The 11,492-nt window shown below is 55.0% G+C and carries 9 protein-coding genes and 1 pseudogene; 4 read left to right on the top strand and 6 right to left on the bottom strand.

Annotation, left to right across the window (positions count from 1 at the left end; genetic code table 11):
• Window positions 1–947, bottom strand: a 947-nt coding sequence (gene istA / locus M5B99_RS28975; protein WP_248807355.1) for an IS21 family transposase, incomplete at its 3' end; no start/stop codon positions are given.
• Between the two features lie 155 nt (window positions 948–1,102).
• Between istA and M5B99_RS28970 the strand changes: the two genes are divergently transcribed.
• The 4 genes from M5B99_RS28970 (at window position 1,103) to M5B99_RS28955 (ending at window position 7,058) form a co-directional block, all read left to right on the top strand.
• Complete coding sequence (locus tag M5B99_RS28970; protein ID WP_248807354.1) at window positions 1,103–1,519, top strand: hypothetical protein; 417 nt, start codon at window positions 1,103–1,105, stop codon at window positions 1,517–1,519.
• A 405-nt stretch (window positions 1,520–1,924) separates the two neighbouring features.
• Window positions 1,925–3,967: a type VI secretion system tip protein TssI/VgrG gene (gene tssI / locus M5B99_RS28965; RefSeq protein ID WP_248807353.1), complete on the top strand. Its 2,043-nt coding sequence runs from the start codon at window positions 1,925–1,927 to the stop codon at window positions 3,965–3,967.
• Between the two features lie 36 nt (window positions 3,968–4,003).
• A complete protein-coding gene (locus M5B99_RS28960) occupies window positions 4,004–6,631 on the top strand; it encodes a pesticin C-terminus-like muramidase (RefSeq protein WP_248807352.1) in 2,628 nt (875 codons plus the stop codon).
• A gap of 4 nt (window positions 6,632–6,635) precedes the next feature.
• Window positions 6,636–7,058 carry a hypothetical protein gene (locus M5B99_RS28955; protein WP_248807351.1) on the top strand — a complete coding sequence of 141 codons (423 nt, stop codon included), beginning with the start codon at window positions 6,636–6,638 and terminating at the stop codon, window positions 7,056–7,058.
• A gap of 698 nt (window positions 7,059–7,756) precedes the next feature.
• Here the strand turns inward: M5B99_RS28955 and M5B99_RS28950 are convergent.
• The 5 genes and pseudogenes from M5B99_RS28950 to M5B99_RS28930 form a co-directional block, all read right to left on the bottom strand.
• Complete coding sequence (locus M5B99_RS28950; RefSeq protein WP_248807350.1) at window positions 7,757–8,776, bottom strand: lysozyme inhibitor LprI family protein; 1,020 nt, start codon at window positions 8,774–8,776, stop codon at window positions 7,757–7,759.
• Between the two features lie 184 nt (window positions 8,777–8,960).
• A pseudogene (locus M5B99_RS28945) lies at window positions 8,961–9,535 on the bottom strand (transposase); the annotation flags it as partial.
• A gap of 124 nt (window positions 9,536–9,659) precedes the next feature.
• Entirely contained in the window at window positions 9,660–9,947 is a 288-nt protein-coding gene (locus M5B99_RS28940; RefSeq protein ID WP_248807349.1) for a hypothetical protein, read from the bottom strand.
• Complete coding sequence (locus tag M5B99_RS28935) at window positions 9,944–10,672, bottom strand: N-acetylmuramoyl-L-alanine amidase (RefSeq protein WP_248807348.1); 729 nt, start codon at window positions 10,670–10,672, stop codon at window positions 9,944–9,946. Before M5B99_RS28935 ends, M5B99_RS28940 begins: the two co-directional genes overlap by 4 nt.
• On the bottom strand, window positions 10,672–11,211 hold the full coding sequence (locus M5B99_RS28930; protein ID WP_248807347.1) for a PAAR domain-containing protein: 540 nt from the start codon (window positions 11,209–11,211) through the stop codon (window positions 10,672–10,674). Before M5B99_RS28930 ends, M5B99_RS28935 begins: the two co-directional genes overlap by 1 nt.
• Between the last annotated feature and the right edge of the window lie 281 nt (window positions 11,212–11,492).

Below are 11,492 nucleotides of genomic sequence, written 5' to 3'. Positions count from 1 at the left end.
TGGCCTGGCAGCGGTTGCAACGCGGGTTGGTCGATGGCCTCGAAGGCCGAGCGGCGCGAGCCCGGCAACTTCTTGAAGGGCTTTTGGTTGATACGCTCGAGCAGTACGCCGATCGCCATGTTGAGTTCGCCCAAGGAGAAAAACTGGCGGTTGCGCAAGGCCGCCAAGATCCAGCGCTCGACCACTTGGACTCCGACTTCGACCTTGGCCTTGTCCCGAGGTTTACGGGCGCGAGCGGGCACTACGGCGACACCGTAGTGCTCGGCGAGATCGCGGTAACTCGGGTTGATATCTGGCTCGTAGCGATGCGCCTTGGTGACGCCGCTGAGCAGATTGTCCGGCACCAGGATCTGCGATGTGCCACCAAGAAAAGCGAAGCAGCGAGCGTGTGAGCCCAGCCAATCAGGTAGCTTCTGCGACCAGGTGGCCTCGGCAAAGGTGTAGCTGGAGGCGCCGAGAACGGCAACGAAGATCTGGCTTTGGCGGATCTCTCCGCTCTGCCGGTCGATGACCGGCACGGTCTGGCCTGCGTAATCGACGAACAGCTTTTCGCCGGCGCGGTGCTCCTGGCGCATGACCACGTCGACCTTGGCGGCCCAGAGGCGGTAGTGCTCGCAGAACCAGCTGTATTGGTAGCCTTGCGGATGGCTGAGTCGATACTCCTGCCAGAGCAAGGCCAGTGTCACGCCGGGGCGGCGCAATTCGGCGTGAGCCCATGCCCAGTCAGGCATCGGGCGTTGCTCGCTGGGAACCGTCGGCGCTGGCGGGAACAGAGATTGTTCCAGTTCAACGTCCGACAATGCCGTGGGCCAGGTCAGCCCGTTGGCAGCAAAGCGATTGAGGTAATCACCGACAGTGGCTCGCCCGACTTGCAAGCTGACCGCGATCTGGCGGGCAGATAGACCGACCTCAAATTTGAGACGCAGTACTTCTCGAATCTTACGCATGGATAACCGCTCCACGACGACCTCTCTGCTTCGAAAAAAGAGGTCGATGGTAGTGAATTAATCCTGCGTCGCTGCCTGCCTTAAGGGTGGCCGGATGTGCGTGGAATGGGTGGCCGGATCACCGTGGAATCAGTGGCCGGATGTTCATGGAATAGGTGGCCGGATGGCCGTGGAATCCGCAATACATCAATCCGCTGCTTCCGTTATCTGAATCACACGCGGCAATTGCCATCAGCCGGCTGATGGAAGCCGTCGCTCGCACGAGTGGGCCGGCCTACCTCGTCACTCTGGATGCTCTGGGTGATGAGCAGGTCAAGTCGACAACGCTCTCCATGCTATTCGACTGCGTGCCACAGATTAACGAGGAGTACGCCAATCGCTGCGACGACGAACATCAAGAGGTATTCTGGATGGCGTACCAGGAGATTGGGCTCGAAGACACCCCATTGGGGATGGTATGCATGGACAGTACGGAAACGAGCTATCTAAGCACGGCTCAATCGATGAATGCGCTGCTCGATAGAATCCGGCTGCTGCTCAGTCGCCAGGAGGAGGACGAGGCGACTGGATGAGGTGATGGTCGTGAGTCCGACTTAATGCCGGGCCATGCACCAATAGCCCACAGACTGGACTCACGCACGTCGGCGAGGCACCAGCAGTTGTGCCTCTGCCATTACCAAGTGGCTGGCTTACGACTCAGCGATACGTATCGCTTGAAACAATAGCCAGCCAACAAATCCGGGGGTTGGACATCGACTGCGATGAGGTCTTGATAGGTAGCCCTAGAAGTGCGTCACCCGATTCTTCTACGCGTCTGGGGGGGGCGGCAAAAAGCTTGGACTGGCTATGCCGCGAGGCCCAGGCTTTCCTAACAAGTTGCACACGTTTTTTATGCTAGGATCCGCGCCCAGCGCAGGAAGCCTTGGATCCAAGCGTTCCTGCCTGCTCGATACCCGCACCAAGCAAGGGGACATGGAATGTTCGTACCTGCGGATCAGACCCAATTCAGTATCACCTTCGATGGCCTGGAAAGCGACTTCCAGGTCCTCGCGTTCACCGGCAGCGAGGGCATCAGCCAGCCCTACCGCTTCGAGATCGACCTAGTCAGCGAACGCGCCGACGTCGACATCGAAACCCTCCTCCACCAACAAGCGTTCTTTGCCCTGGACGCCAACGGCAGCGGTATCCATGGGCAGATCTATCAGGTGGCCCAGGGCGATGCCGGCAAGCGTCTGACCCGCTACAAAGTCTCCCTGGTGCCGCAACTGCAATACCTGCATCACCGCACCAACCAGCGCATCTACCAGCAGATGTCGGCGCCGAAAATCATCGCGCTGATTCTCGAAGAGCACGGCATCAAGAGCAACGCCTACAGTTTCCAGCTCGGCCAACCGTGCCCGGATCGCGACTATTGCGTGCAGTACGACGAAACCGACCTGCATTTCATCCAGCGCCTGTGTGAAGAGGAGGGTATTCACTACCACTTCCAGCACAGCGAAAAGGCCCACCTGCTGGTGTTCGGCGACGACCAGACGGTGTTCCCGAAACTCGGCCAGCCAACCGCCTATGTGCAAGGCAGTGGCATGGTCGCCGATGAGCCGGTGATCAAGGGTTTCACACTGCGCCTGGAAACCCGCACCCGTCGTGTCACCCGACGTGACTACAACTTCGAAAAGCCCAGCCTGCAGCTTGAAGCGGCTTACAAGCCCGACGGCGAAAGCACCGGACCGGACCTGGAAGACTACGACTACCCGGGCCGCTTCCTCGACCGCGCGCGTGGCAAGTTTCTCAGCCAGCGTGCGCTGGAGCGTCACCGCGCCGACTACCAGCAAGCCGAAGGCTGGGGCGACCAGACCACGCTCAGCAGCGGCCACTTCCTGGAAATGTCCGACCACCCGCGCAGCGAGTGGAACGATCTCTGGCTGCTCACCGAAGTCGTCCATGAAGGCAAACAACCGCAAGTGCTTGAAGAGTCGGTGACCAGCGACACCACCGCCAACAAGGACGACTTCCACCAGGGCTACCGCAACCGTTTCCTCGCCACCCCGTGGGCGGTGTTCTACCGTCCGGCGCTGGAACACGGCAAACCCCGGGTGCTCGGCAGCCAGAGCGCGACGGTCACCGGTCCCAAAGGTGAGGAGATCCACTGCGACCAGTACGGCCGCGTCAAGGTGCAATTCCACTGGGACCGCGAAGGCCTGGCCGACGACAAGACCAGCTGCTGGCTGCGCGTCTCCAGCGCCTGGGCCGGCGACCGCTACGGTGCCATCAGCATCCCGCGCGTGGGCATGGAAGTGCTCGTCACCTTCCTCGAAGGCGATCCCGACCAGCCACTGGTGACCGGTTGCCTGTACCACAAGGAAAACCAGGTGCCCTATGAACTGCCGGCGAACAAAACCCGCACGGTGTTCAAAACCCTCAGTTCACCGGGTGGCGGCGGGTACAACGAACTGCGCATCGAAGACAAGAAAGGCGCCGAGCAAATCTTTATCCACGCCCAGCGCGACTGGGACGAAAGCATCGAGCATGACCAGAAGATTCGCGTCGGCCACGAACGCCACGACACGGTGGAGAAGAACACCTACACCGAGCTGAAAGCCGAAGAACACCGCACCACCGTTGCGGACCGCAAGACCGAGACCCGGATGGACGACCATCTGACGATTGGGCAGAACCAGCACATCAAACTCGGCACCGCGCAACTGACCCGTGTAGGGAAAGAGATTCACCTCAAGGCGGGGGACAAGATCGTCATCGAGGCCGAAACGGAACTCACGATCAAGGCCGGGGGCAGCTTCATCAAGCTCGATGCCGGTGGTATTTCGGTGGTTGGGCCAGTGGTGAAGAACAATGCCGGTGGATCTGCGGGGAGCGGGACTGGGATCGGGATCAAGCCGCCGGTGCTGCCGGGGGCGGCGGCTAAGGACAAGGCCGGGAGTTTGATGGAGCAGGCGTTGGTGAATGCACTGCAGGAAAAGGTCTCCCAAAAGCCTGCACGGATGATGAACTTCTCGGGCTGATGAAAGCCACGCACACAGGATCAGGTAGCAGTAAAGATGACCGATACAGTCAAGGTTAAAAAGTGGTCGTACCCCTTCAAGGTGGGCGGTGCCGAAGCTACGGATCCGCAGCAGTACTACGCGGCGTTGGCCAAGGCCAATGATGGCTATTACCCATTGGGCAGCAACGGGCTGTGGCATGGTGGCGTGCATTTCGACGAGGCCACGGGCCTGGTGTTACCGCACAGCGAGGTGCGTTGCATTGCCGATGGGCAAGTGATCGCCTATCGCATTGACGAGGCTTACCCTGTCTCCGCCTACAGCGACCGTAACGCCATTGCCTCCACGGGGTTTGTGCTGGTCAAGCACCAGTTGGAAGTGCCCGCGCCGCCCGCTCCGGCAACGGCTGCAGGCGCCACAGCGGCCCCGGCGCCCGCAGGCGGGCCGACATTGGTGTTCTACAGCCTCTATATGCACCTACTGGACATGGCCGGCTATAACACAACGTCGCCTGCACCGGAACGTCCTGCCTATTGGAGCGGTGGCACCTACCAGGTCCGTGCCAGTGCCAATGACAAGGTGCTGGGGCTTAACGTACACGCCGCTCCGAAGAATACGCAGGGCTACGAGCAAATCCTTGCCACCTTGCCGCAAGGCACCACGGTGACCACCGGTGATGCCAGTGCGAATGGTCAATGGCTGAAGGTCGTCAGCGTTTCCCCCGAGATGAGTGGCCTGGCGGCAGACTCCGGTTGGATCTACAAAAATAATATGAGTAGCCTGGGCAACAACCAGTACCTGATCGGCAAGAAAGGCGACGACGTTCCCGCCACCCAGGTCAAGGGGCTGAACGTGCACAAGACTGCCGCCACCAGCGGGGACATCCTGTCCGTGCTGCCGACCGGCACACAGGTCAAGATCAGCGAAGAGGGCGCCAGCGGCCAATACCGTAAGCTGGTCGAGATCATCAGCGGTGTTCCGGTTCCGGCGCTCACCGCCGACGCCTCCGGCAGCCTGCCGGGCTTTGTCTGGTTGCCCTCGCTGGAAACCAAGAGTGAGCCCCAGGCCATGGGCAGCGTGGTAGTGCTCGACACGCCTGTCACTATCAAGGCCGGAGACCTGGTGGGCCACGCAGGTCAATACCAGAATCACGACGAAGGCAGTCCACGCAACTTGGTCCACCTGGAAGTGTTCAGCTGCGACGACGTGAAGGACTTCGTCACGCAAAGCCGCAGCAAGGCAAATGCTTTGCCGGCCGACCAGAAGAACCTGATGAAGGTGTACAAGAACACCAAACTCATCACCCACCGCGCCGACATCAGCAGCACCAACCCGCCTAAGGTCAGCGATGATGGAACGATGACTGGATATGATCTGATCATCCCCGTCAGCGTGTTGGAAGCCATGCCGGCCGAAAAGAAAATCAAGGTGTCGGCCACCTCGCAAGGCGGCAGCGATACCCTGTGGTGGCACCTGGAAGACCTGCTGGGCGACGCCCAGGGCAACCCCATCAGCGGTTGGCTGGCCGAACAGGACCTGATGACCACACGCCACAATCCATGGGAATGGGAAGGCTTCGAGTTCATCGAAGAAACCGTCAGCAACGTCGATCACCTGGCGGCCAACTTCCACGAGCGCAACCTGCTGAATGACACCGAAAAAGCGACCTTCCTGCCCAAAGTCAGCACCTCCACCAGCGGCCCGGTGAAAGAGCGTCTGTACAACCTCATCGATACTGATAAAGACGACAAACTCACCGCCAACGAAATCCGTGCAGCCTTGGCCAAACCTTGGTTCGCGCAATCCATTTCACAACTGGTGACCAAGTACGAGAGTGAGTGGTACTACAAGGCCGAGAAGTGGGACGCGCTGGATGAACTGATGGGGCATACGGCGGCGCAACCTAATGTGAGTTGGGTGGCGGAGAAGAAGCGGATTGAGAAATTGGCTTGGTGGGGGGATTTGGCGGGGAAGCATGGGGTTAGTGCGGATGGGAAGGTTTGGCATGTTCATCCGGTGGGGTTAATGTCAGGTTTTGCAGCAGTGAATGACGGAGATAACTTGAAATGGCTGATTGTTCCTTACGGACAACTCACCTTTGATGCCGAGGGTAATGACTATTCCGCCCCTAATCACCCACTTCACATGTACTTCAGCCGCGTAGCACATTGGCCAGGGGGAGTATCAGGTGTCACAATTGGACGAGGCTATGATTTAGGTCAGCGCCCTAACCCCCAGGAAGATCTTACAAGCGCCGGAGTGCAAGAGCCACTTCTCTCATGGTTAGTGGGCGCCAAAGGTTTACAGGGACAAAGTGCAGAAAATTATTTACATGCAGCTCCGCTGAGCATGCGAAAACTAGAGATAACGAGAAAGCAGCAATATATGTTGTTCTCGCCAATTTATGAGTATATGAAAGGTAGAGTTATTAGTATTTCAGCGCAACAATTCAACAAAAATACATATGGAGTCCTGAGCTGGGATGGCGTAACACCAAAAATCAGAGATGTAGTAATCGATCTCATCTATCGAGGAGATTACACACCCAGCTCAAGAGAGTTGATTCAGGGTAGTTTTGTTGGTAGTGATTTGACAGAATTTAAAGCGAAAATATCAAATCAATCAAATTGGTCTAATGTACCACAAGATAGATTTTCAAGAAGAGTAAGCTATATACAGGAGTAATAACATGAAAAAAGCAGCGATATTGTTGTTAGTGCTTAGCTGTGGCAGCACCTCTGCTGCAGAGTCGACTATAAGCAGCGTGTACAAAGCTGATACCGGAGAAGTATCCGGAGAAACAGTTCGATACTACCAAACTCTCGATAGTCCGTGCATATTTATTCAAATATTAAAACCAGGCAGTAAGGGGAAGGCATTTTTCACGAAGGAGTTTTGTTCGGTCTTTGGTAAAAGCTTTCGCGATGGATACGCAAGCGTAGCGCTTGATGACGCCAGATTCATAGATGATACTCTTGATCTAACTTTAAAGTTAACTCCGCTGGAGTTAATCGATGATGAGTTTTTCAAGTGCTCAGTAACGGTGCGTAATGAGGAAATTGTCGAGCCTGTATGTTTGAAAGTTGATGCTTCACATGCTAATGTTCACTGAATTCAATGTTGGTTGTCGCGTTTTTAAATTGTAGAGCCTCGAACTTGCGAAGATGGATTTGATCGGAGATACAAATAACGGAGATAACAAGTCTGAAAGTGGCCTTGGGCTCGAAGACACCCCATTGGGGATGGTATGCATGAACAGTACGGAAACGGGCTACCTAAGCACTGCTCAAGCGATGAATGCGCTGGTCGATAGAATCCGGCTGCTGCTCAGTCGCCAGGAGGAGGACGAGGCTGCTGCATGAGGTGATGGTCGTCAGCCCGACTCAATGTCGGGCCATACACCAATAGCCCACAAGCTGGACTCACGCACGTCGGCGAGGCACCAGCAGCTGTGCCTCTAACTGGCAGGGCGGTGCTTGCTGTATCGCTACCGCTTGATCCACATGGGTGTCGGGCAGATTCGTCGTAGCCCATGACGAGGAAGCGGGTTCGACGGGTTCAACCGATTAGGTTGACTTAAAGGGTAAACCCTGCAGTTAAAAACTGCAGGGGGTGCTGGCTTTTAACCTTGACTTGAGAACGGCTAATGGGTGTCCCCGTTGCTCAAGGGCTTTAGTTTTTGACGTTAGTGAGGTGGGAGTGAAGCTGCGATGCCACGAAGGCGGCCCAGCGATTCTTGAGTGTATTGAAGTGCGATCCTCCGATGATCAAGGGGCTGCCCGTTTATTATTTAACTCATGTGCTTTTGCACTACGGCATGTAATCCAATGGCGCCTTTCGCCAATTGAATTGTTCGGCATACCAGCGTTGAATCGGGCCTGGTAAACGTCCTTTCCAGCCCTGCACGTTCGTGTAGTAGCGCACGCGGTAATTTTGCTTCTGATCGCTGACCAGCACCGCGACCCAAAGTTGAGCGTCGCGCCCGCGCATTAATAGTGCGGCGTTGGGAGGCGGAAGCCCTAATACCCGAATTTGGGTGACTTGGGCCCCTAGGTTGTCTGCGGCTGACTCGTCTACGTAGTAAATCGAGTCACTGGCATCCAGAACGGTTTGATAGTCGTCCTTAAGCAACTGCCGAGCTGCATCGTCTTCCTCCTGTGTGCGGACCAGTCCCAGGGACAGGAGGTCATAGTTCGAATCAAGTGGTTGTTCGGATACTACATAACGTCCACCGAAGACTGCGTCAGTTCCGCGGCATTCGCCCACTTGGATGACGTTAAGGAGAGCGGTGGTTGGTGTCAATATTAATGTGCAGTCTTCGCTGTGATAAATACCTTCGGAGCCTTCCAGGTTGAAAGTGCCGGTCAACATTCCTGAGGTCATTTTAGTTGCTGCTTTTACGGTAAATCCTAACTTAGGTGCGCGCCCGGTTATCTTCCATTCGGCACTGTCGAAACGCCCCCATGGGACACGTCGCCAAGTTCCTTTCCAGTTGAACGGTTTGCCTGCATGCTGGAGTTCTACAATCCGCGTCGAGTAACTGACTCGTATACAATGAAAGTCGGTAGCGCAGTAATCTCGGTTTTTAATCCATTGGCGTTGATCAGCCGTCAGCATCGCGGTGTCTTTCACTGTCGCCTTTGCCATTTTCCATGCCTGCCCCAATTTACTATCTAATCCAAGCGTGTAAGGGTCGGAACAGATTGCTTTTTCTGTAGGAGTATCGGCATTGGTACAGTCGAAGCTGTTGGCGGCAGCAATCGTGGTGAAGGTCATACTGGTCAATATCATGGCGTGGATAATATGGGGGTGCGGTAAGGCAAAGGGCATCTGGAGAGTCCATTCTGAAAATTGCAGTATTAGTATGTGTAAATGTACGGTGTTTTTCAATTTTTTTGTGCTTTTGGGTAGTGATCGGTAAGCGTCTGGTCGGTACATTTTTTAGTTATTATCTCAGGCTCTTTTCAAAGAGAATTTCATCTGTCGGTAAATTTCCACGGGCTGCCAGCCGAGATTTCGCCAGGGTCGAACGGACGATGGCTAAACCGGATCGACCAGAAATCGACTCCTGGCGATAGAGTGGTAAATGATCCGCGAACTTGGCGATCATGATGTGGGCCAGCAACCCGGCGGTCGGAATGCCTTTATCGATGATCTGTGCCGGAACCGGTGCCCGGATCAAGGTTCCGCACTGATCGCAGGCCCGCTTGCCAAGGATGTGACGCTCAACGGTTAACACGCCTGGCGTGTAGTCGAGTTTCTCGCTGACATCCTCGCCGATGCGCTTGAGGGCGCAGCTGCACTGGCAGTGGCTATTATCGGGTTCGTGATGGATCAGAGCGCGCGGAAGCTGCGGCGGCAAGGTGGTACGTAGGCTTTTGCCGAACCTCGGTCGAAGCACGAGCAGGTTCCAGCACTTCAAGTTCTGCTTCACTGGCCGCAATGTCAGTGTCAATCAGCTCATCAAGCAGACCGTCTTGGTCTGGACTTAATTGCTCGCTGCGCTGGGCAAACTTGATGCGCTTGAGCTGCGTAATCTCGTGGGTCAGCTTTTCGATAACCGTTTGGCCAACGGTGGATCTTCTTACCTGGTCTCGACTGTCTGATCGAGACTCTCGACTGACTGGTTCTTGTACATGGGTGTTGCCGCTGACCGAAAACTGACCCAGTGTCGCGGGATAGGTGCATTGCGCCCCTATCCCGCTGAGCGCTCTTACCTTTTCGCGCACATTTCAATATCAGCTTGGGTTTTTACCTCTGTTACAATGCCCAATCTATATTTGCAGTAATCGATTATATCCTGTCGCAACTCATTGCTGAGCTTGTCCACGCGCCGATACTCCCCGTCATTGGCGTGAATGTTAAAAAACTTCATTCGCAGCGTGGGTGACTTTTTAATAAAGAAAATCGTATTAACTTCACCGTCTGAAACTTCATTGTAGTACCCCACGTTCAGAACCACCAGAAATATGAGAAGCCCTATCAATACAAGGTACTTCATTCTGCTTGAGGTCTAGGTGGTGGCAGAAGCTGCGTTTTAGTTCGAATGTTCCTTACAAGCTCCATTCCGATATTGCCTGGGCAAATCTTCCCTTCACTCACTTGCCCTGGAAACTCTCTATGGCCGCCAAAGCGTTTAATAAAAAACACACTCTTCAGCACTTCCATCAGATGCAATAATGTATCGATTTGCGTATCTGGTATGACATTTGTTGTGCTAATCCCTATGGACTCAAGAGCTTTTCGTCCTGTCGCAACGTAGTCTCCGCCTTCTTCTGCCGTGGTCAGATTCTCAAGAAGCACGATGCCAATTACCCCCGTATTGAACAGGTGAACGCTCGATCCTTGAAGCCTGATATCACGTCCTTCCAATACGGTGCCGTCACAGGCAATCCCGTAGTGATAGCCTATATCGTCATATTGATTGCCCATGTGGTGGGCTTGAACGCCCTGCATTTGCTTCACTCCCCCCGGAGTACATTCGTATGACCGGCCAGCGTGGTGCAGGGCGATCATGGTGTAATCCCAGTCCATCGCCATATCTGGCTTACCTTTCACTGCCCCCCACCCTGAGCGCTCCGTGAAGGTGTGTCCTAGCGATTGGACTTTTTTTATTATTGCCTCACGAGTGGCCGCACGATCATTTACCGTAATCGGGACAGGACACATTAGCTCGCCAGGTTTTATCTCCTGCGCAGTAGCCTGTGTTGCAAACTTCGCACCCATCAGTGCCCCTCCGAAAGTTCGTGAAGCGTCCTGGCGGGAGCGCTGAATTTGATATGGAGTGATATCTGAGAGTTCGGTGAAGGGGCCTTTACATGAGCGATCCCATTCGCATCCGTCACACCTGGAGTTTGTACGCCGTCAACGGTCGCAATAAACTCCCTGAGGGCGAGGGGCTTGCCCGTTTCACTATCACTGATACTGAACGACTGTCCGAATACTTTCTGGAAAGACAAAGGCAAAGGAGGGATGAAAGGAGCAGGAGTATGAGTATCCCCGATAATGATCGTGCTAGAGCCCGCAGTTACAGAGTTTCCGTGAGAGCCGGTACTCCCAACCATCGCGGCATTCAGTCCATTGATAAAGACAGTCTTGGAAAGATTGCCAACCAACGGACTTCCACACGCGCTTTTATCATTTTCTCTGGCAGCGGCTAAACCATCAAAAAAAACATCGGGAGATCCCGACACGATTGGGTTTGTACCATGCCCTGGGAGTGGGCAGGCGGTAGGGTCAGATACACGAGCGGCAGGTTTTGCCATATCAGATTCCTTCCTGATTGAGTTTTTTTGGCGGTCGTAATTTATCACAAGTTTTCATGGAAGACCCGCTGACAGCAGTTCCCCTCTGTCACAAATCATTCTGATATCTGTCCATGCTGGGCTATGAGCACCGGCCCGCAAAAAATAGCCACGATGAAAAAAAGAAGGTGAAAAAGCACTTATCCCCCTCCCGCCGACGGGCTTTGCGTCCATTTTTTGTGCAAATTCAGATGTAGTGCAAACGAAGCTACAGGCCGCGCCGGCCGTGGGGCTTCTCGGGG

The sequence above is a fragment of the Pseudomonas sp. MWU13-2100 genome (assembly GCF_023242365.1).
Lineage (GTDB): Bacteria > Pseudomonadota > Gammaproteobacteria > Pseudomonadales > Pseudomonadaceae > Aquipseudomonas.
This window is presented reverse-complemented; position numbering and strand designations above follow the sequence as displayed.

What these genes read in the sequence shown, in the direction of transcription:
- M5B99_RS28940 (WP_248807349.1), bottom strand. Translation starts at nt 9,947, where the DNA reads ATGAAGTACCTTGTATTGATAGGGCTTCTCATATTTCTGGTGGTTCTG.
- M5B99_RS28935 (WP_248807348.1), bottom strand. Translation starts at nt 10,672, where the DNA reads ATGGGTGCGAAGTTTGCAACACAGGCTACTGCGCAGGAGATAAAACCT.
- tssI (WP_248807353.1), top strand. Translation starts at nt 1,925, where the DNA reads ATGTTCGTACCTGCGGATCAGACCCAATTCAGTATCACCTTCGATGGC.
- M5B99_RS28930 (WP_248807347.1), bottom strand. Translation starts at nt 11,211, where the DNA reads ATGGCAAAACCTGCCGCTCGTGTATCTGACCCTACCGCCTGCCCACTC.
- M5B99_RS28960 (WP_248807352.1), top strand. Translation starts at nt 4,004, where the DNA reads ATGACCGATACAGTCAAGGTTAAAAAGTGGTCGTACCCCTTCAAGGTG.
- M5B99_RS28950 (WP_248807350.1), bottom strand. Translation starts at nt 8,776, where the DNA reads ATGCCCTTTGCCTTACCGCACCCCCATATTATCCACGCCATGATATTG.
- M5B99_RS28955 (WP_248807351.1), top strand. Translation starts at nt 6,636, where the DNA reads ATGAAAAAAGCAGCGATATTGTTGTTAGTGCTTAGCTGTGGCAGCACC.